Origin of the sequence: Sanguibacter gelidistatuariae (assembly GCF_900096585.1) — a bacterium.
In the GTDB taxonomy this organism is placed as follows: domain Bacteria; phylum Actinomycetota; class Actinomycetes; order Actinomycetales; family Cellulomonadaceae; genus Sanguibacter; species Sanguibacter gelidistatuariae.
The window spans coordinates 26,658-47,276 of sequence record NZ_FMYH01000012.1 but is presented as its reverse complement, the minus strand read 5'-3'; the positions used below and the strand labels follow the sequence as shown (position 1 = coordinate 47,276).

Annotated in this window: 14 protein-coding genes; 5 read left to right on the top strand and 9 right to left on the bottom strand. The window is 65.3% G+C overall.

The genetic code is table 11. From position 1 onward, the window contains the following. Positions 1–1,034 precede the first annotated feature (1,034 nt). Positions 1,035–2,342 carry a UDP-glucose dehydrogenase family protein gene (locus tag BLQ50_RS17950; protein ID WP_093186831.1) on the bottom strand — a complete coding sequence of 436 codons (1,308 nt, stop codon included), beginning with the start codon at positions 2,340–2,342 and terminating at the stop codon, positions 1,035–1,037. 152 nt (positions 2,343–2,494) lie between these two features. Here BLQ50_RS17950 and BLQ50_RS17945 point away from each other — a divergent pair, with 152 nt between their 5' ends. Together BLQ50_RS17945 and rfbA are read left to right on the top strand one after the other, a co-directional pair. Continuing rightward, positions 2,495–3,376 (top strand): glycosyltransferase, encoded by an 882-nt coding sequence (locus BLQ50_RS17945; protein ID WP_093186829.1) that lies wholly within the window; start codon positions 2,495–2,497, stop codon positions 3,374–3,376. 71 nt (positions 3,377–3,447) lie between these two features. After that, the gene (gene rfbA / locus BLQ50_RS17940) at positions 3,448–4,314 is read left to right on the top strand and encodes a glucose-1-phosphate thymidylyltransferase RfbA (protein ID WP_093186826.1); all 867 of its coding nucleotides are present in this window, start codon (positions 3,448–3,450) and stop codon (positions 4,312–4,314) included. A gap of 80 nt (positions 4,315–4,394) precedes the next feature. Here the strand turns inward: rfbA and BLQ50_RS17935 are convergent, their stop codons facing one another. Further along, positions 4,395–8,465, bottom strand: coding sequence for a glycosyltransferase (locus BLQ50_RS17935; RefSeq protein ID WP_139185873.1), 4,071 nt, complete (start codon positions 8,463–8,465; stop codon positions 4,395–4,397). Between the two features lie 135 nt (positions 8,466–8,600). Beyond that, complete coding sequence (gene rfbD, locus BLQ50_RS17930) at positions 8,601–9,452, bottom strand: dTDP-4-dehydrorhamnose reductase (protein ID WP_093186819.1); 852 nt, start codon at positions 9,450–9,452, stop codon at positions 8,601–8,603. A gap of 135 nt (positions 9,453–9,587) precedes the next feature. Here rfbD and BLQ50_RS17925 point away from each other — a divergent pair, with 135 nt between their 5' ends. Then, positions 9,588–10,214 (top strand): dTDP-4-dehydrorhamnose 3,5-epimerase family protein, encoded by a 627-nt coding sequence (locus BLQ50_RS17925; protein ID WP_093186817.1) that lies wholly within the window; start codon positions 9,588–9,590, stop codon positions 10,212–10,214. 45 nt (positions 10,215–10,259) lie between these two features. Here BLQ50_RS17925 and BLQ50_RS17920 read toward each other — a convergent pair whose 3' ends face one another. Genes BLQ50_RS17920 through BLQ50_RS17900 form a run of 5 tightly spaced genes read right to left on the bottom strand, consistent with a single transcriptional unit; the run spans position 10,260 to position 15,275 of the window. Beyond that, the gene (locus BLQ50_RS17920; RefSeq protein ID WP_245701359.1) at positions 10,260–11,336 is read right to left on the bottom strand and encodes a glycosyltransferase family 4 protein; all 1,077 of its coding nucleotides are present in this window, start codon (positions 11,334–11,336) and stop codon (positions 10,260–10,262) included. A gap of 31 nt (positions 11,337–11,367) precedes the next feature. Further along, positions 11,368–12,999: a DUF2142 domain-containing protein gene (locus BLQ50_RS17915; protein WP_093186811.1), complete on the bottom strand. Its 1,632-nt coding sequence runs from the start codon at positions 12,997–12,999 to the stop codon at positions 11,368–11,370. Positions 13,000–13,002: 3 nt separating this feature from the next. Continuing rightward, complete coding sequence (locus BLQ50_RS17910; RefSeq protein ID WP_093186809.1) at positions 13,003–13,389, bottom strand: DUF2304 domain-containing protein; 387 nt, start codon at positions 13,387–13,389, stop codon at positions 13,003–13,005. Next, positions 13,386–14,126 carry a glycosyltransferase family 2 protein gene (locus BLQ50_RS17905; protein WP_093186806.1) on the bottom strand — a complete coding sequence of 247 codons (741 nt, stop codon included), beginning with the start codon at positions 14,124–14,126 and terminating at the stop codon, positions 13,386–13,388. The genes BLQ50_RS17910 and BLQ50_RS17905 overlap by 4 nt, the downstream gene beginning before the upstream one ends. A gap of 57 nt (positions 14,127–14,183) precedes the next feature. Further along, a complete protein-coding gene (locus BLQ50_RS17900; protein ID WP_093186804.1) occupies positions 14,184–15,275 on the bottom strand; it encodes a UDP-N-acetylglucosamine 2-epimerase in 1,092 nt (363 codons plus the stop codon). Positions 15,276–15,379: 104 nt separating this feature from the next. Between BLQ50_RS17900 and BLQ50_RS17895 the strand changes: the two genes are divergently transcribed. Together BLQ50_RS17895 and BLQ50_RS17890 are read left to right on the top strand one after the other, a co-directional pair. Next, positions 15,380–16,438, top strand: coding sequence for a glycosyltransferase family 2 protein (locus BLQ50_RS17895; RefSeq protein ID WP_175559192.1), 1,059 nt, complete (start codon positions 15,380–15,382; stop codon positions 16,436–16,438). Between the two features lie 38 nt (positions 16,439–16,476). Next, positions 16,477–17,706: a lipopolysaccharide biosynthesis protein gene (locus BLQ50_RS17890; protein WP_139185872.1), complete on the top strand. Its 1,230-nt coding sequence runs from the start codon at positions 16,477–16,479 to the stop codon at positions 17,704–17,706. Between the two features lie 16 nt (positions 17,707–17,722). On the opposite strand, the gene BLQ50_RS17885 is transcribed toward BLQ50_RS17890, so the two are convergent. Continuing rightward, entirely contained in the window at positions 17,723–20,551 is a 2,829-nt protein-coding gene (locus BLQ50_RS17885) for a peptidoglycan recognition protein family protein (RefSeq protein WP_093186796.1), read from the bottom strand. Positions 20,552–20,619 lie beyond the last annotated feature (68 nt).

Sequence of the window (20,619 nt, the reverse complement as noted above, 5' to 3'; positions counted from 1 at the left end):
TACTCGTGGTGCCCCTTCGAACCAGACTCCTCAGTGAAGCTCTTCTCGCTGAAGCGCGTGCTCAACGGCGTGTTCTTGACAACCGTCGGCTCAACGATCACGGCCGAGGCCACTGCATGGACGGCACTCGCGGGAATCTCAAATGCGAAGGCCGGCACGCTTGCTCCGATGAGCATCGCACTTCCGACCGCCCCTGCTACAACTGCGTACTTTCGCATTGCTACTGCCTCTCCGTTGTTCACTACCGCACATCCGAAACGACGTCCGTCACTTGTCCATCGGCACCTCAGCACGGATGTTGAGGTCAACGCTGCTGCGGATCGTCCTTCACCCACTACCTCGGGGCACGGGCACGTCGTCTCCCTACGTGTCAGGGTTGGGTGAGGCCAAGAAGCGTTCAAGCAGGAGCGCTCCCGACGAGGGGCGGGACTATTCGACCCATAGACACACCTGCCTGACCTACCAAGTGACGATGGGCACCCGAACTGAGGGCCAGTCCCTCGCGTGGTGGCAGCGCTGGTCGGCGAAGGGCTCGAGCGTGAAACGCAGAATACTGACGATCTCTGAGCGGGTGGAGGTCCCTGGCCTCAAAGCCTGGGGGATCGTTGCGCGATCGCGACTCATTTCGACCCGGAGGCGCTGGTCGGTTGTGAAGCCCCGCACAATTCGACGAAGACGCCGGGTGTTGGTTGGTCGCAGCGGGCCTTTTGGCCGGGCGTAACCATGTCCGCCGACAGGTGGGATGGTCGCCGGAGTCGAGGAACTGCCGGCTCGAGTGCTGGCGGGCCAAAGCAAGTCACGGATGCCGCTTCAGATCGCAGTCTGGTTGCTTGTCGAGGCGAGCACCCCCCTGGTGACACGGAGCGTTATTCCCCTGCCCCTGGCGCGCCACGGCCAACCATGAAGCGATCTACAACTTCATCTATGCCCTCCTCAGAGCGGGCTCGCCTAGCAAGTGGCGTGACGCTCGCCACGACCATCCCGGCCGCCTGCCCAGATCGCGAGGGCTGACGTCAAACTATTGGTCTCGGTCGCTATTGGCGCCCTAGCGCGCGATAGGACCAGCCCGCTGCGCGCCAAACGGCCGGGTCAAGAGCGTTCCGCCCATCCAAGATCGTCCGCGAACTTACAAACTTCGTCAGGACCGCGGGATCCAGGTCGCGGTACTCTCGCCACTCGGTGAGGAGCAGGACGGCGTCAGCACCAGCAGTCGCCTCCGCGACGGTCGAGACATATGTGAGGTGTGGGTGACGGCGTCGGGCGTTGTCAATCCCCTCAGGGTCCGTGATCATTACGTGTGCACCGAGCCGCGCAAGCTGAGCTGCCACGTCCAGGGCCGGCGAGTCTCGGACGTCGTCACTGTTCGGCTTGAAGGTGACGCCCAGCACCGCGATGCGCTTGCCCTCGACGCTCCCGCCGTTCACCTCGCGAGCGAGGTCGACCATCCTGACCCGGCGCCGAGTATTGATTGCGTCGACCTCGCGCAAGAACCCTACGGCCTGGTCGGCTCCGAGCTCGTCCGCACGAGCCATGAATGCCCGGATGTCCTTGGGCAAGCACCCGCCCCCGAAGCCCAGACCCGCATTGAGGAACCTGCGCCCGATCCGCTCGTCAAGGCCGATCGCGTCGGCAAGTTCGGTGACGTCTGCCCCGGTCACCTCGCACAGCTCGGCCATGGCATTGATGAAGGAGATCTTCGTCGCGAGGAAGGAGTTGGCAGCGACCTTGACAAGCTCGGCGGTCGCGTAGTCGGTGACGATGCGCGGGGTGCCCGCCGCGAGCGCCTGCGCGTACACCGTGTCGAGCAGCGCCGTTGCGGCCGAGCCGTCCTCGGGGACGCCGTAGACGAAGCGGTCCGGCGTCAGGGTGTCCTGGACTGCGTATCCCTCCCGCAAGAACTCTGGGTTCCAGGCGAGCATCGCACCGGGCGTCTCAGCCGCGATCTGCGCGGCGAGTCGCGCGGCGGTCCCTACGGGGACGGTCGACTTGCCGACCACGAGGTCGCCGGCGCGCAGGTGCGGGATCAACGAGGTCACGGACGCATCGACGTAGGTGAGGTCTGCGGCGTTGCTGCCGGCCTTCTGCGGCGTCCCCACGCACACGAAGTGGACCTGCGCTCCGTGGGCGTCGGCGATGTCGGTCGAGAAGGACAGTCGCCCCGTGCCCATGGCTGTGCGCAGCAGCTCGGGCAGGCCAGGTTCGAAGAACGGGGCGTCGCCGTTGGCGAGCGCCTTGATCTTGTCGGGGTCCACATCGATCCCGACGACCTCGTGCCCGAGGGAGACCATGCAGGCGGCGTGCACCGCGCCGAGGTAACCACAACCGATGACTGAGAGCTGCACTGTACGTTCCTTCGTTCGATCCGACTCCGCCACAACCTACCCAATGTTGAGCAGATCTCGTGTGCCATAGGTCCCCGGTATGTCCCGCGCCACATCGCGGCGACCGCGAAACGACATCGCTCTCAGGTACCAGTGGATAACCTTGTTCCACCATGACAACACCTCCGCACCCGCCCTCCGCACCCGAGCACCCCGTCCTCGTGGTGTGCGTGGTCTTCAACCCCGGTGACGAGCTGCGCGACTTCGGCCGTTCGCTGGCCACCGCGTCGCGCCGACCGATCGACCTCGTCTTCGTCAATAACGGCGGCCCCTCAGCGGTGGCCAACGAAGTGGCGGCCTCTCTCGGCGGACGGGTGCTGCCAAGTGGCGGGAACCTCGGGTACGGCGGCGGCGCGAACGTCGGGCTCGCGACGAGCGCGTCCGAGTGGGCCGTCGTCGCCAACCCCGACCTGGTGTGGGAGCCGGGTTCGCTCGACGTCCTCCTCGAGGCGGGCGAGGCCGAGCCCCGAGCCGGGTCGCTCGGCCCAGCCCTGCTCAACACCGACGGCACCGTCTACCCCTCCGCGCGCGCGATCCCGTCGCTGCGACAGGGCGTGGGGCATGCCCTGTTCGGCCGCGTCTGGGCGAATAACCCGTGGTCGCGTGAGTATCGCCGCGAGCACGAGCACGCAAGCACCCAGGAGCGCCCAGCCGGCTGGCTCTCCGGCGCGTGCCTCGTGCTGCGCCGCACGGCGCTCGAGGAGATGGGCGGCTTCGACGAGAGCTATTTCATGTTCTTCGAGGACCTCGACCTCGGTGAGCGCCTGCGGGACGCGGGCTGGCTCAACCTCTACGTGCCGGCGGCGCGCGTCACGCATGTGCAGGGGGTGTCCTGGAAGTCCAAGCCCGAGCTGATGATCCGGGCCCACCACGCGAGCGCCGAGCAGTACCTGCACCGGCGGTACTCACGCTGGTACCAGGCTCCGCTCCGCGCAGCCATCAGCGCGGGGCTGTGGGCGCGCGAGACGGTCGAGGTGCGCGGGGCGCGGCGCTAGCCGTTCCTGTGCGCACGCCAGCCCACACTGACTTAGGTCCCGGTCAGGCGCATAGGGCACACTGTTGACCTATGCGCGGAATAATCCTGGCCGGCGGCTCCGGCACTCGTCTCCACCCGATCACCCTCGGCGTGAGCAAGCAGCTCGTCCCGGTCTATGACAAGCCGATGATCTACTACCCCTTGTCAACCCTCATCGCGGCAGGTATCCGCGAGGTCCTCATCATCACGACCCCGCACGACGCCGAGCAGTTCCACCGCCTCCTAGGCGACGGCAGCCAGTTCGGCATCTCGATCGAGTACACCGTCCAGGCCGAGCCCAACGGGCTCGCGCAGGCGTTCGTGCTCGGCGCCGACTTCATCGGTGACGAGAAGGTTGCGCTCGTGCTGGGCGACAACATCTTCTACGGCCCCGGTCTCGGCTCGCGCCTGGCCCGCTTCAAGGACATCGAGGGCGGCGCCGTCTTCGCCTACCGCGTCGCGGACCCGACCTCCTACGGGGTCGTGGAGTTCGACAAGAACGGCATCGCGCTCTCCCTCGAGGAGAAGCCTGCCAACCCCAAGAGCAACTTCGCAGTTCCCGGGCTGTACTTCTATGACAACGACGTGGTGCACATCGCCCGCGACCTCGAGCCTTCGGCGCGCGGGGAGTACGAGATCACCGACGTGAACCGGATCTACCTCGAACAGGGTCGCCTGCAGGTAGAGGTCCTCCCCCGCGGGACGGCCTGGCTGGACACCGGGACCTTCGACTCCCTCATCGAGGCGTCGGACTACGTCAGGACGATCGAGCACCGCCAAGGCCTCAAGGTCGGCGCGCCGGAGGAACTCGCTTGGCGCCAGGGCTTCCTGAGCGACAACGAGCTGCGTGAGCGGGCTGACAAGCTCATCAAGTCCGGGTACGGGACGTACCTGCTCGGGCTGCTCGAGAACAGCTGATCCATTCCCTGAGAGCACCGATCGTCAGGACGATGGGGCTGCCATCCGCATCGGATGGCAGCCCCATCGTCCTTCAGCAATCAGCCTCGCGAAACGATGTCGCGCAGCATCTCGGCGAACTTCTCCGGACCGAAGATGTCGTTGATGTGCTCGGCGCCGATCTTTGACAGCGAGGACCACATCTCGTCATCGGTGAGAAGCTCGACGATCCCGGCGGCGAACGTCGGTGCATCCTGCGCCACCCAGGCGTCCCGAAGATGGCTGATCTGCATACCCTCGGCACCGACGGGAGTCATCACGACGGGGACACCGTGGACCATCGCCTCGCCAATCTTGCCCTTGACCCCTGCGCCGTAACGCAGCGGGGCCAGCGCCACTCTGGCACTGTCGTACAGTGGCGTCAGGTCTTCGACCCACCCGAGGAACTCGACATTGGTCGGGGCGGAGGCTACAAGATCCGCGTCCGGAGAGCGCCCGACGATCTTGACGGGAACACCCGGAACACGCTTCTCGACCAGCGGCAAAATCTCGCTGAACAACCACCGGAGACCGTCGGCGTTCGGATGGTGGGCGAAGCTTCCCACGAACAGGAGCCCCGCCCGCCCGTCGACTGTCGGTGAAAAGACCTCACGCACGTGAACATTCGGGAGCACCTTGACTACGCTGCCCGGCTGAACCTGTCCAAGTAGCTCCTGCTCGAACGTTGACACCACGACGGTGGTGTCAGCGCTCTCGGCGATCGCCAGTTCGAGTGACTTCAGCGTCAGTGCCCGGGGCGATAGCGTGTCCTGTCCGGCAAGCTCAGCAGCACGTTCCTCACGCAGGTAGTGCAGGTCGACAGTGTCGAAGACCATCGGCACGTCAGGAAGCACCGTGCGAAGCATGAACGCGTAGTTCCAGGCGACAGTGACCCGGGAGACCATCACCGTCTCGATGTGCTCCGCGAGGTCCCGGAGCAGGCCGGGGAAGTCGCCGTGACCGTAGAACACCTCAACACCCATCCGTCCGAGGATGCCCGTCCAAGGCTCGGTGCGGAACTTGTTATCCGGGACGAAGATCACGGAGTAGCCGAGTTGGCGCAACGTACGCAGGATCCCCATCATCCGGACCGACCCGGAGTCCTCATCCGGGCGAGGGACATAGTGATCGATCACGACGACGATACGCTCGCCGTTGCGTCGCCGGACTGCGAACGGGACGTTTGCCGCATCGGGTGCACAATGATCAACGAGGCGGTGGCGCCACTTGTCGACGAATTTCTCCTTGTTGATGGCCTGGTAGGCCTTGATCCCGCTGGTCTCGTCGGTCCCGTTGGAGATGCCCTCGTCGTGCACCACTAGCGATCGGGGCTCGTACACGACCCGAAGGCCCAACTCGCGCACGGAGAAGGCGAGATCGGTGTCATCGTAGTAGGCGGGAGCGAAACGAGTGTCGAGATTCCCCACCGCGTCGAGCGTGGACTTGCGGATGATGATGCTCGCGCCCGAGCAATAGTCGACATCACGTCGGTAGGTGAAGGCAGGGTCCTCGGGGTCGCAGAACTTTCCATAGTTCCATCCTGAGCCGTCCGAGAAGACGATCCCACCCGCCTCCTGGAGTCGGCCGTCCGGGTAGACGAGACGGGAACCGACAAGGCCGACCCCCGGCTCCTCAAGTGTCTCGACGAGCGGGATGAGCCACAACGGGTTCACCCGGGTGTCGTTGTTGAGCAGTACTACGAACTCACCGCGCGCCTCGGCGATTCCGGCGTTGCAGGCTCCGACGAATCCGACGTTCTCCGGCATCGTTACGACGTGCACACCTTGTATGGCTGACAGTCGCTCGGCAGTCTCGTCCGGGGATGCATCGTCTACAACGATCACCTCGAAGGCGATGTCGCCGGCAGTCGCCGCGATCGCACGCAGGCACCGCTCTGTGTAGTCCCACTTTCCGTGGACAGGGACGATGATGGACACGCGCGGCGCGGCGTCGAGCGGAATCACGATCGGTGCGACGACTGGCATGGGGGTCGGTCGTAGCTTCCGCAGGCCAAGCCCTGCAGCGTTGCCCGACTTTGAGTAGAGCCTCCGACGCAAAGTGCCTGCTGGCGCTGCCTTCTCTACCGCCCTGAAGTAGAGCTGAACGGCGCGGTATACACGTGAACCCCGCACACCCGCCAACTCGGACGCAGCAGCCTCTGCCCTGGCTCGCTCGCTCTGCGCGAGTCTGTCGGTCGCCACGAGCTGGGCATGGAAGTGCGCTTTGAGCGCCTCCGAGGACCGGAGCTTCTCTGCGGTCTGGACCGTTGATGCCACAGCTGCGTCCTTCGCGCTCTCTTCACGGGCGGCAAACTCGGAGAGGTGGTCCTTCTCTGCGGAGAGACGTTCCTTCTCAGTGAGCAGATAGGCAACGCTCTCCTCGGAGACCGCGAGGTAGCCGCGCACCTTGTCGAGGATGTCCGTGAGACGCTCACCGAATGCCAGGGATTCGAGCTGATCCGCTACCAGCGACCGCAGATCGGCGGCGATGCGGTCGGCGGCGTCAGTGATGGACTCGCCGTCGCCGAGCTGTCGCACCTCGGCTAGGAATTCTGCTTCCTCGGCAACAGCGGAGTCGATCCATTCGCCTGCCGGATCCAGGTCCGCAGCTAGCCCAAGGCTGACCATGACGTCACGAACCGTCGTGCAGGACGCCCACCGGCTCCGAGGTGTCGCTCGGACCAGCTTTGCGGCGAACCAGAAAACACCACGGCGCACCACCCGCTCAAGCTCCCAGCCCTGTGCGTTCCACTCCTGATCAAAGGATTCGAGGCTGCCGTCCGCGCGAACGATGAAGTTCCCCGGGATGAGGTCGACCGGCAGCACCGAGAGGCCACCGAACCGAGTGGTCAACGCAGTGCGCCACGCCTGAAGGAGGGCTACGGTCTCGACCCCCGTCGCACCGACAGCAGCATCCTGGACCGTGGAGCCCGGGATGAGGCGTTCGGTCGCCTCAGTGAACTGAAAGACCATGGACTCGTCGGCGTCACCGATCCGAGCACGCACGATCTTCAACCCGTCTTCGTCGCGGAGCACCTTCTTCTCGAAGGAGTAGGCCTCGCGTCGCCCTTGGGAGTAGTACACGGCGGCAAGATCGTCGGGCCACAGGGTCTGTGGCCCTCCCTTGCCCGCCAGCACGAGGAAGGAGTTCCCCGTCTCCGCGCCGAGTCCCGCCTGGACCAGTGTGCGCCAGACGCGTCCCTCGTCGGCGAGGGGCGGCCGCTGCGTGTACATATCCCGGCTCGGGAACGTCGGGAGCGAGCACAGAAGCTCCGGCGCCTCGCCAGTCAGCGCGTCCGCATCCATGACGGCGCGGGTGATCTTGTAGTCGGGGAAGGCGATCCTCACCTCGGGGATGAGTCCAGCCGCCACAAAGAGCTGTTCCAGTTCGCGCCGCGCGAATGTCCTTGCCCGCGACCCGGCCGGGTAGTCTTCGATCGAGTCGAAGAGCACGTCGGTGTGGTCCTCGGGCGCACCGACCAGGTACTTCACCCCGATCTTGTTCTCGATGGCGACTGCGAGGGTCCCCCCTGGGCGCAGGCATCGGCCCAGTTTGGCAAGAAAGTCCACGTAGGGCTCGGGGCTGGACGTTCCAGCACCGGTGTACTCGAGCACGCCGACGACAACGATCACGTCGTAGACCGGTTCGTCGGGCACATCAGAGTGCTCGCCGACGAGGATCTCGACGCCTGGAAGGTCGCGGGTGCGAGCCCGTGCGACACGAGCACGAGCGAAGGACGGCTCGATCGCATCGACGACCGCAGCCCGCTCGCCCAGATAGCGCGTCACGGCTCCGAGGCCCGCACCGATCTCCAGCACACGTGCATCCGCCGGGATGTCGAGACCTCGGACGATGTTGGCACGCGCAGGATCGAGGTGATATTCCTCGACCATCCCGTCGGCGAGCGTCGCAAGATGCGAGTTGGTCGACCGCAGGTCGTCCTGCTCCATCAGGAGGTCGTAGAGCCGATCCTCTACACCGTCACTGTAGGTCGAATGTGCATCCCGCAGGAGCAGGCACCCGTCTGGTGTCCGACGACCCTTCGACCGGACTGGCGTGACGTGCGACGTAGTGAGATCACCTTCGTCGGCCAGTTGCGTCCAATCGTTGGCTTCTCCGCCACTTGACCTCACGAATGCTCCCCTGAATTGCCCTCGGATTTTCTGCCATCCTACAGATCAGGTGCGTAGGTATTGGTACCCGGGCATCGTGGTGCCGCTGGTGTCCACACGTTTCTTGAACCCGGGACTGATGGAGCGAGACTCAGGTCAGGGCACCGAGAGCACGCTTGGTGCCGAGGAAGCCCAGCGCTCCTCCCAGTCGCCGATCGGCACGACGCCGATGGCCGTGAGCGAGTCGTGGGCCAGGACAGAGTAGGCCGGTCGCGGCGCCGGGCGGACGAATGCTTCGCTCGTCGTCGGCGCGATCCTCTCTGGGTCGAATCCAGCTGCAGTCACGCAAGCGCGCGCGAAGCCGAACCAGGAGGTCTGACCTGACGACGTGCCGTGGTAGGTCCCGGACGGCGCCTCGGCCTCGACCAAGCGAACCACGAGGTCCGCGAGGTCGACCGTCCAGGTGGGCTGGCCGACCTGGTCGTCGACGACGGTGAGCGAGTCGCGGTCGGCGAGGAGCTTGACCATGGTCTTGGGGAAGCAGTTCCCCTTCGCGCCGTACAGCCACGCGGTCCGGACGATGAGGTAGTCGTCGGTGTTGGCGCGGACCGCCCACTCACCAGCGCCCTTGGTCCGGCCGTAGGCGGACTTCGGCGCGAACGGTGCATCCTCTGCGTATGGGGTCGATGCATCGCCGGCGAAGACATAGTCCGTGGAGATCTGGACCAAGCGAGCACCCGCGGCGCGAGCGGCGGAGGCGAGGTTCGCCGGCCCGACGGCGTTCACCGTGAAGGCGGACCCTTCCTGGGTCTCGGCATCATCCACCGCAGTCCATGCAGCGCAGTTCACCACGACGTCGTATCCCACAACACCCGAAGCAGCACTCGCCGCATCCGTGATGTCCAGCTCCGCGCGGTCGGCTGCGTCGACGTCTTGACCACGCTCCTTGAGCATGGAGACAAGATCCTGACCGAGCATTCCATTCGCACCAACGACCAACCAGCGCACGAGTCTCCCTCTACCTGTCGACTGGGAAGGCGAATGTATGCCCTCGCCACGGTAGATCTTAGTGGACGCCACTAGACTCGGTCCTTGGTCACGGCGGATGTCAGTTCGCCACCTGTCGCAAGAAGGAGACGTCCTATGGAGTATCGCGAACTGTCTGTGCCTGGAGCCTGGGAGATCACCCCGAAGCAGTTCGGAGATCCCCGTGGCGTCTTTCTCGAGTGGTTCAAGGCCGGAAAGTTCGAGGAGTCGCTCGGGCACCCGCTCGACCTGCAGCAGGCGAACATGTCGGTCTCCGCGGCCGGTGTGCTTCGGGGGATCCACTTCGCCGACACCCCTCCCGGCCAGGCCAAGTACGTCACCTGCCCCAAGGGCGCAGTACTCGACGTCGTGGTCGACATCCGGGTTGGCTCGCCGACCTTCGGCGCGTGGGACTCCGTGGTCCTCGACGACACCGACCGCCGCGCCATCTACCTCGGCGAAGGCCTCGGGCACGCCTTCCTCTCGCTCGAGGACGACTCGACCGTGATGTACCTGTGCTCGACGGGCTACTCCCCCGGGCGCGAGCACGGCATCCACCCCCTCGACCCCGAGGTCGCCATCGACTGGCCGACGACGGCCCGCGACGGCTCGGCCCTCACGCCCCTGCTCTCCGAGAAGGACCTCGCGGCCCCCAGCCTGAGCGAGGCGGCCGCTACCGGTCTGCTGCCGACGCTCGAGCAGGTCACCGCGCGCCTCGAGGCGCTGCGCGCCTCCGCACGCTGATCACGCTCGCGCACGGGTGAAGGGCGCACACCTGCGGGCAGGCTGTCAGCCTGCCCGCAGGGCTGCCTCGTAGGCCGCGACATGGTCGCGCGCCGCCTGGGCCCAGGTGAACGTGGCTGCGCGTTCGACCGCCACTTCCGCCAGATAGGCTCGACGAACGGGGTCCTCGAGCAGGGCCGCGAGCTCCGATGCGATCGACGCCTCATCGGTCCCGCAGTAGGCGACGGCATCGCCGCCCACCTCCGGCAGCGAAAGCTCACGGGTGGTAAGCACGGCCGTGCCGCAGGCCATGGCCTCCAAGACCGGCAGGCCGAACCCCTCGCCCAGACTCGGGTACGCGAGCACGATCGATCCGCCGAGGAACGCCGGGAGATCCGCCAACGGGAGGTAGCCGGGAACTCGGACGGTGAGCCCAGCGGGGACAGCGGCGACGGCGTCGTCGATCGCGGCGTCCCACCCTCTCCCCCCGGCCAGCACCAGCGCGGGAGGCTCGGTGCGGCCCGCGCAGGCACGCACCCACGCGCGGATGAGCGCGGGGACGTTCTTGCGCGGTTCGAGCGTTCCCAGGAATCCGACGTATGTCGTCTCGGTGATGTCCAGCGTGGCCCGGACCCGGTCCTGTTCGGCCTGGCTCGCCGGATGGAACATCGCGTGATCGACGCCGTGATAGGCCACGGCGAACTTCTCCGGCTTCGCCCCGACCAGCCGGACGACCTCGTCACGGGTCGCCTTGGACGGGGTGACCAGACCTGCCGCGCGGCGGCTCGCGACCCGGATAGCTGTGCGGAAGAACACCGCCTTCGAGCTCAGGTGCAGCTCAGGTGTAGTGAAGAACGTCGCATCATGCAGGGTGACGACAACGGGTACACCCGCGAACAGTGGAAGGGTGTAGTGCGGGCTGTGCAGGACGTCCGGCCTGACTCGCCGAATCAGAGCGGGCAGTCCGATCTGTTCCCACACCATCCTCAGTGGCCGTTTTACAACCCAGGCAGGCGCAGCGATGATCGTCGCCTCAGGCACAAGCCGCGTGTAGTGGTCAACATCTCGACTCTGGACAACCATCGCGAGATGAACACCAGTTAGGGCGATCTCAGGAGCAATCTCGTCGACGTATCGCCCCACGCCGCCACGGTCCGCGGGAACTGCCGTGGCATCAAGCAGGACACGCAAAAGAACTCCGATCAGACTCAGTTCGCGAAGCGGTCTCTGTCTCCACACCAGCCATGGGATCTTCCGCACTGACCCGACGGACTAGCACACGCGACGCAAGGGCAAGTGCAACGAAGAACCCGGTGGACCCTGCAGCCCAGACCATCTCGGACGAGAAGGGGACGCTCGACCACCACCAGTCGCCCGGGGCCAATCGGAGCTGCCTCACGCTCGTGCCTGTCACAAAACGCCTGAGCGTCTCGTAGAGCGCAACGCTGTTGGCCGCACTGAGCACCCCAACGATGATCCACCGTTGAACAGGACTCAGGACAAACTCCCGCTGCTCGGTGCTCAGGGTGGCCACCGCCATGAGCACGATCAACAAGGGATAGATGTAGCGCGGCTGGACGCTGCCGATCGGCTCTACGGCACTCGCCTGGATATAGGTCGGGAGAACAAACGCACTCAGAGCAACGAAAGCAACCATGGCGCCGCGCCACCGACCTACGGCCGACATGGCAACAAAGATGACGGCAAAGAAGACAGCGGCTACGGGCACCCAGACGACTGAGGGGAGCGGCGTATCGAACCATCCGAGCGGGCTAAGGCCGAACGACCCCACCCAAAGGCTCAACGTGTCCAACGACACGAACAAGAACTCTGACGGCCCACGCCCGGCTGACTGTCCCGCGGCCGAGGCCTGACCAGCGGTGAGGTAGCTGACCCCTGCGACTACGGCCAGGCAGACAGGAAGGACCAACCGACCCAACGTCCGGCGGTTCCATGGCGACGCCATGGTCGACATAGCCGTCACCGTCGCAGCACCGATCGCGATGATTGCGTAAGCGGCCGCATCCGCGCGGGCTCCCGCGCCAAGGCCAAGTGCAATCACAGCTACGGTCCCCAAAGTGATCATGCGACCCCGTTCACGCGCGACCATGAATCCAGAAACAGCGAATAGGAGGGTCGCCGCCGAGATGACTGCCCAACTGCTCGGGTTGATCGAAGGGACGATGAAGGCGCCCAACGGGATCAAGGTCGTGCCCACGGTGGCGACCAGTGCCCGGCGGGCGCGCAGCGAAGACGCCGCGTACGTGACTGCAACCATCGAAGCCATGATGAGGACGTTGACGAGCCGCATGACGATGACCGAGCGTGCGACGTCGGGTCCGACGAAGAGGCTCATCATCGAGTAGAACTCACCGGGGTACTCGCCGGCGTGAGCGCCAAAGTTCCCACGGTCGGTGGCCACGAAGACGTCATCCTCCCGAACGTTCGTCGTCACCTGGCACGACCCCGGAATCTCAGGATGGAAAGCGAAACAGGGCGCATGCCGCACCGCCGGAGGAATCTCGTACACCGCGCCGTCGTCGGAGACTTTGCAAGCCAGGTCGCGATCACCCTGGGCGCACCAGATGCTTGCCAGGTGGAAGTCCTCGTCCGGGCTGGAGGCGACCGGTGAGGCGACCGCCCATGCAGCCAGGAACACCACAAAGAACCCGAGGGCAAGCACCTCCCGCCAGGACGGTCGTGGTAGACCTCGACGAGACTTGCGATGGGCGTGTGCTATTCGGATATCTGAGGCGTCTCCACCGATCAATCGGTTGTGCCCCGAGCTGGCCTTGTCCATGTCCATGGATCAGTCTTCTTTCTCAGGGATGTGTCCCATTTCTGGCCATGACGGATCCGCTCCGAGCCGCTCGAAGTCGAGCCGCAGCATCGCGATCTCCTCCGCGAGCGTCCGGGTCTCCTCTTCCGCAGTCGACAGCTCTACGCTCAGTTGGATGCACACTCCGAACAGCACCGCGAGTGCTGCCGCGAAGAGCAGGTTGGATGGTGTGCTGACACCTGTGATACTCGCGAGCCATGCGAGGGCCCGTGGGAAGGCTGCCACGACACAGACGGCGGTGGCCAACAGCAACCATGCCGCAGCGTACTTTTCCTTGATGCGCCGGGTGCGCAACAGCATGACGAGGAACGCGACCACGACAACACACGTCGCCAGCGCCAAGAAGTTGAGCGTCATAATTCCTCGGTCCGAGTAACGACGGGACGGGTCAGGGCAATAAGCAACGCAAGCACAGCCCGAGCCAGGAAGAACCCCGCCTTGACGGGGTTGTGAGATGGCGTGCCGCCTGCACGGGGACGCATAGACACCCCGACCTGACGGATCTTCAGGCCAGAGCGTGCGGAAATGACAAGCGACTCGACCGTGTCACCCAGGTATTCGGCTGGGTACTCTCGAGCGAACAACTCGATGGCGCGACGGTTGGACGCCTTGAATCCGGATGTCGTGTCGGTGAGTTTGGTCCCCGCGACTCTCGAGAGGACGACCGAGAGCACGTGCATGGCCCATCGTCGCGGTCCGCGGACAGAATACTTCCCCTCACCCGTGAATCGAGCTCCGATGACCACATCTGCATCCTCGTTGCGCATGGATGCGATAAGAACGGGCACCTCGCGGGGGTCATGCTGACCATCAGCATCCAACTGCACAGCGATGTCGTAGCCCTTCGCCCGAGCGAACTTGTAGCCGGCTCGCATCGCCCCACCGACGCCGAGGTTAAGGGGAAGGTCCAGCACCATCGCCCGGCCGCGCCTGGCGACCTTGCTCGTGGCATCGGTCGAGCCATCGTTCACGACAAGAACATCCACCGACGGCAGGGTCAGCATGAGGTCATCAAGCACGCTCGGAAGCGCCTCCTGCTCGTTCCATGCGGGCAGGATCACTAGGACTTTGGGGGGAGAAGAGCCGTCAGCCACAGCTCCAGCCTTCCTCGAGCCAGCAGGCTGCCACGATCGCGTGTGCCAGGCTCCTCCTCACGCGAGTTTCTCCAGCACGTCGACTATGACAGCGCTCGGGCGGGCAGCATCAGCGGTGTCGCGCGACCTGTAATCGTCAACATTCTCGAGGAAATTGGCCAGGCGGTCAGTGTCCATGCCCGTGAGCATGACGTTGTGACCGATCCCTTGATGCCGTTCGGTCTTGACCCTGTGCACAGCGCACGGGATCCCCAGGTGTGCGCATTCTTCCTGAACCCCACCGCTATCTGTCACGACAAAACGCGCTCCTGAAAGAACAGGGAGGAACTCCACGTAGCGCAACTTGTCGCGCAACAGAAACTGCTCGTCGAAGATCGATTCGAGTCCGTACTCGGCCAGCCGAGCCTTCTCAGACTCGCCGGCGAAGTAGACGATCGGCATCCGTTTCGATGCATCCTTGAGAACTCTGAGCGCGGACTCATACATCTGCTTGTCACGGACGAGTTCGAATCGATGGAGCGTGGCCACACCGTACTGGTCCGGAAGACCGGCTACAGGGTTCTCCGCGCGCTTGCTCAGCGCGAGACGCACTGAGTCGATGACCGTATTTCCACCGGTCACCACGACCCGCCGTCGACGGGAGAGGTTCCGCGCCTCGATCTCGCCAGGCGCAAAGTGCATATAGGCGAGCCGCGCCGTGACCTTGCGGTTGATCTCTTCAGGGAAGGGGTGGAGAAGGTGGCCACTACGCAGCCCCGCTTCGATGTGCCCGACCTTGGCTCGGAGAATTCTTCCGATGATCGACCCAAAGAGCGTCGTGAACGTGTCCCCATGGACAAGAACGATCGGAGTCCCGCTATCTGACCTGAGCCGAGCGCGCAGCTCGGATCTCTGGGACAGAACCGTTCGGAAGAGTCGCAGCACCCAACCTGGCACCTGGGCGGTCCGCGCGAGGTTCTTGGCACCCCGCTCAGGAACGAGCCAGATCGCGGGAGCGGGGAGGTCTAGGTCACCGAGCACGCCAGGGAGTTCATTGACATGCTGCCCCGTGTACCAGATCTCCGCAGAGCGTCCACGCGCAACTAGTTCGTGGTAGACAGGGGCAATCTTGATGAGTTCGGCCGTCGTGCCGACGATGAAGGCGATCATGCGTGCGAGTCCTCCCAGATTCCGGGCTAGCCTACAGGTACATCACACGCCTTCTGGGCCTTCCGGCACGCCTTCGTCTCGCCTTCGACGGCTACCCTGTTGGGGTGAAGACCCCACCCGAGCCCACCGCAGACCTGCGCCGTGGCCTCACCGCGCTCAGCGTCGTCATCCCGGTCTACAACGAGGAGGCGTGGATTCGGCGTTCTGTCGCCGCGGTACTTGCTGCTGGAGAGACCGCAGGGATCGACCTCGACATCGTTGTCGTCGATGACGGAAGCACTGACTCCACAGCTCAGGTGATCGACGAGCTCGCCATCGACCCGAGGGTGCGGCGCGTGAGCCAGACCAACGCGGGCCGAATGGCCGCCAGAGTGACAGGCGCGCAGACGGCCATCCGTTCTCACCTGCTCCTCCTCGACGCGCGCGTCATCGTCGGCACCGACTCGCTCCGATGGATGGCCGACAGCTGGGACACGTACCCGGACGCCAGCGTGTGGTGCGGTCATGTCGACATCGAGACGCGAGGCAACCCGGTCGCCGCGTTCTGGTCCGGGTTGACCAAGGTCGGTTGGCGGCGCTACATGAGCAATCCGCGGGTCGTGTCCTTCGGCGCGGACGACTTTGACCAGTTCCCCAAAGGCACCACCGCGTTGCTGCTCGAACGCGACTACTTTCTGGAACTGGCCGGGGCCTTCGAGTCTCTGTTCGACCAGCAGCGGCTCTCGAGCGACGACACACGGCTGCTGCGTCAGGCCGCTGGCGAACGGCGCATCTGGCTCTCTCCGCAGTTCTCCTTCGATTATCACGGCAAGACAGGCGTCGGGGGCCTTCGAAAGCAGGCATACTTTCGCGGCACTACCTTCGTCGACAGCTACCTCGGCCAGTCCCGCGTACTGGGACCTGCTCTCGTCGGGGCATCGGTCGGAGGTGTTGCGCTTATCGCCTTCACCGTGGCGAAGCCCTCAGTCGGCATACCTTGCCTGCTTGCGGCATGGGCTGCGATCCCCGTCGCGGTCAGCGCTTCGGGCGGAACACGACGCGAGGTCGGTGCCGCCGCTGCCATGACGCCGGCCTTCGCAATCCTCTTCGGTTCGGGAGTCCTGCGCGGGTATGCCCTTGCCGCACGGGCGAAGTTCCGGTCACGACGCGACGCCACCTCATGATGTCTGCTCGTCGAGGCTCACAAGTCTTCACCGTCGGGGTGGCCGTCGGAATCTCAAGCATCGTCGGATACGCCCTCCTGGCGATCATCGGCCGACTGCTCACCCCGAACGACTTTGGCCTATTCGTCTCCTACTGGGGCGTTCTGTTCGGACTGGCCAGCTCGCTCTCCACGATCGAGCAGGAAGCCGCTCGGCAGTCTGCAGAAGGCGATATCCGTGGCAGTGCTCCGATAGGCAAGGTTGCGGTTGCTGCCTCGATCATCGCAGTCTTGGCTGCGGCAGTCACTCTGATACCTCCGGTGGCGGGTCGTCTCTATGGGGACAGCCACAGCAAGCTCGGATTTCTCGTGCTTCTCGCAGTGCTCGGCTTCTCGATGCAGTTCATGGTCCGAGGGCTGCTAGTCGGGAGTGGAAAGATCCGCAGCTACGGCGCGCTGGTGATCACTGAAGCCTCAGTCCGACTCGTGGCTCTCCTTGCCATCTGGCTCACGGTCGGGGTCACCCTCGGGACCGCAGCTGCCGCCGTGGCAGTCGGGGCATATGCATGGCTCGGCTGGGCACGCAACGCCCGCAGGAATACGTCAACCCCGCCCCCGCCCCATCGTGGGCCGCAATTGTGGCGTGCTCCCTTTCGCAGGGCTGGGTCGCTCATGTTCGCGGCCGCCCTCACCGCCTGCATTATCACCGGCTACCCGACGATGGTCGCCGCATTCTCAGGAGGACCACTCGGACCAGAGGGCGGCACAGTGTTCGCTGCCCTGACGGCCTCCCGAGTCCCCCTCCTCTTCGTCGCCCCTCTTCAGGCACTTGCCGTCCCCGCGATCGTTCGTTGGCGGCTCGACGACGCGCCTGGCCTCAACGCCCGGCAATGGATCATTCGCGGAGCCTGCGCAACCGTTGCGATCGCCACCATCGGAGCAGCAGGTGCCTGGTTCGTCGGTCCGTGGGCAGTGCGGATCGCCTTCGGCGCCCAGTACGTCGTCGCATCCGCAGCGATAGCCGGTCTGATTTTCTCCGCGTGCATCCTTGCGCTCCTTCAGCTCATGTCCGCTGCCCTCATCGCATTCGGCAACTACAGATGGATGGGGATCGTCTGGGCATCAGCGGCCGGTTCGACGGCCATCTGGCTGCTCCTCAGCCCACTGAGCGTGGTGGGGTCGACCGTCGTCGGAGCGCTCGTAGGACCACTAGTCGGAGTCGCCGTCGGGACGACGGTCTTGTGGCGACTGACCAGCGTGTCTCTTCGAGAACCCGCTCCATTGGGTTGATTCGCACCATCCGATGTCACTGCACGCTGACTTGTGAACAGCCAATCCGGGGATTGCTCCCGCCCGGTGCATTGATCGCATAGACGCAGACGGTAGAGCTGCCCGCTGGGACTGCGAACGAAGAAGTGAATCCGTGCGCACCTCCCGTACCGAAGACTCGGGCGACATCGGGGCGCGCGCCCTGGGCGAGCACTGCCCCTGCGAGGCGACCATTGACATAGACGTGCACCGCGATCGGTGCCGATGTGTCGGGGTCGAAAGCCCACCCTCGAACTGCGACCGAGCCGACCCCACCCGAGACTGCGTCGACCACGCCCTTCGGGGGCTGGTTGGTGACGGTCACGCTGGCGCAGCCGATACGCGGGTTTGGCCCCTGTGCGGAGTCGATCGCGTAGATGCACACCTCGTGCTTGCCGGCGGCTACGACGACGTCGGTGGTAAATCCGTGCGCGGCTCCCCGTCCGTGCACGCGCGCGACGTCGGGACGGTCACCGGAGGCGAGCAGTCCGGTGGCGAGCCGCCCGTCGACGTAGATGTGGGTCGTGATCGACGAGGTCGTGTCGGGGTCGAGGACCCAGCCCCGCACCTTGATGCTGTTCGCGCTGACCGCAGCCACCAGATCCAGGCTCCCGATCGGCAGCTTGTTCTGCACCACGGCGTCGCGGCAGCCGATGAGCGAGTTCGATCCCCCACCGACGTTGATGCCGTAGATGCACACGGTGTGGCGACCGGTGGCAGCGGTGACCGTCCGGTCGAAACCGTGAGCGGGGCCGGCTACCCCAGGCGCCGCCGCTTGCACGTCAGGTCGCGCGAGATCGGCGGCGACGGCCGCGACGGCGCGTCCGTCGACATAGATGTGGACGGAGATCGGACTGGTTGAGTCCGGGTCTCTGGCCCAGCCTCGGACCCGGATCGAGGAGGCCGTGGCCTCGACAGCGTCGATGACACCAGTCGGGCTGGAAGCGGTCGATGTCGCGCTCCGGCACCCCAGGTGCACATCCGAGCCTCCGCCTTGGTTGAGCAGTCGCAGGCAGACTGTGTGCGGGCCGACGCTCGCCGGGACGGTGGCGTCATAGCCCCGGGCGCCGACGTCGCTACGGGTGTGATTTGCCGTGGTAGTCGTCGCGACCGAACCGTCGACGATCACCTGGACCTGGACCGGTGAACCGGCGTCGGGATCCAGGGCCCAGCCCGTCACACGAAGACTGTTCCCGCCACCCTGGACGCTGTCCCAGGAACCGCGCGGCGACTCCGACACGGTCTGGTTCGATAGGGCCGCAACCCTGTTGCGGATGTCTCCGAGGGCCGCATAGAGGTATTGCCCCGGGCACGAGGTGTACTGAGCGTCGCGGTGCCCGTAGATCGTGCTGAACGTCACAGCGGCGCCCTCGGGGTACTTCGACGCACCTCCGCCGGAGATCATCGTCACCGAGGTGTTCGCCAGGATTCCGTTCTGCGCGAACTTCCACGCGATGATCTGACTGATCGATTCTGCCAGCGCCGCCGAGGGGACGGCATCCTGGTAGTTCCCGATCGCGGCGACCCCGATCGTCCGCGAGTTGAATCCGCCTGTGTGCACGCCGACGATGGGTTCGTCGATGCTCGCGGCGCGCCCCTCGTAGATCGTGCCGAACTTGTCAACGAGGAAGTTGTAGCCGATGTCGCACCAGCCTCGGCCCCCCTGTGCCTCCGGAAGCATGTGATATGCAGCAAACCCGCGGAGCAGCGCAGGCACCTGCGCGGCGGTGTAGCTGTTCGTCGAGGCGGTGTGGTGAACCGCGGCGGCCAAGGTCGAGCTTGCGTGGTCGGCCGTGCAGACAGGCTGACTCGCGCCCCACACAGCGCGGGTGACGATCCCCGGCTTGGCGGTAGCCGCCATCCGCAGCGGCGAGGCGACAGCCGTCGACGGGCTAGAGACGGTCGTGACCGTGCTGGAGACCGTAGCGGCGGTGCCGACGGATCCCTCGGGGGCGGAGGACGTCGTCTCCTGTTCCGTCGGTGTCGGAGTGGCTGTCGGAGTCGGAGTCGGAGGGACAGTCGGCGTGACAGCCTCGGGTTCGTCGGCCGGGGCGGGAGTTGCGGAGGGCGACGGCTCGGGCGTTTGTGTCCCCGGCTCCTCGGTCGGTGCAGGGGCTGGTGCGGAGCTCGTCGATCCCGGCGCAGCGACCGCGTCCGTCGGTTCTCCTGATCCTGTGCTCGCCCCGGTCCCGTCTGGACCTGTCCCGGGGTCGATCAGGACGATCTTGACGCCGGTGGCCGCGCCATTCGTCGAGGAGACGAGGACCTGGACCCCGGTCGAGTCCGGCACGAAGATTGCGTCAGTGGCGCCACGGGTCGGGGCACTGCCGTTGACCTCGACGTACTCCTCACTCGGAGCGCCCCAGGCCCACTGTGACCATCCGCCTGCCTGGAAGACGCGGTACTGGACCACCACCCCCTCGAGCGACGGATCGAGGTCCCAGGTCACCCCCATGACGCTGAAGGGCTCCACACCGAGCCGCTCGGTCAGGACGTCCGGGTTCGAATCGTCGGAGAGCACACCCAGTGGGTCCTCTGTCGTCAGCGCTGGAGAAGACTCCGGGTCTGTGACAGGCGCTTGGTCTGGTTGGGCCTGTGCGATGGTCTCCAGCTCGTCCTTCGCGCCGTCATCGATCCCCGTGAGGTCGAGTTCGACGACGGCGGGCTCAGCGGGGTCGACATCGGCTGAGAGGCTCGAGGCAACAGCAGCCAACCGGACCTCTGCCACGGCACCTGTCTGCGCAGCGCTGGCGCACAACGTCAGAGCGACGACTGCGATGACAGCGGCTCTGAACTGCGGCCGTGAGGAGAGGATCTTCGTGGACATTTCGACAGACTATCGAATCGGGAGCCGTCGATCCCGCAGGCGGCGCCGGTTCCGGGATGTCCGCATGA

What these genes read in the sequence shown, in the direction of transcription:
- BLQ50_RS17925 (WP_093186817.1), top strand. Translation starts at nt 9,588, where the DNA reads ATGGAGTATCGCGAACTGTCTGTGCCTGGAGCCTGGGAGATCACCCCG.
- BLQ50_RS17900 (WP_093186804.1), bottom strand. Translation starts at nt 15,275, where the DNA reads ATGATCGCCTTCATCGTCGGCACGACGGCCGAACTCATCAAGATTGCC.
- BLQ50_RS17885 (WP_093186796.1), bottom strand. Translation starts at nt 20,551, where the DNA reads ATGTCCACGAAGATCCTCTCCTCACGGCCGCAGTTCAGAGCCGCTGTC.
- BLQ50_RS17945 (WP_093186829.1), top strand. Translation starts at nt 2,495, where the DNA reads ATGACAACACCTCCGCACCCGCCCTCCGCACCCGAGCACCCCGTCCTC.
- BLQ50_RS17915 (WP_093186811.1), bottom strand. Translation starts at nt 12,999, where the DNA reads ATGGACATGGACAAGGCCAGCTCGGGGCACAACCGATTGATCGGTGGA.
- rfbA (WP_093186826.1), top strand. Translation starts at nt 3,448, where the DNA reads ATGCGCGGAATAATCCTGGCCGGCGGCTCCGGCACTCGTCTCCACCCG.
- BLQ50_RS17910 (WP_093186809.1), bottom strand. Translation starts at nt 13,389, where the DNA reads ATGACGCTCAACTTCTTGGCGCTGGCGACGTGTGTTGTCGTGGTCGCG.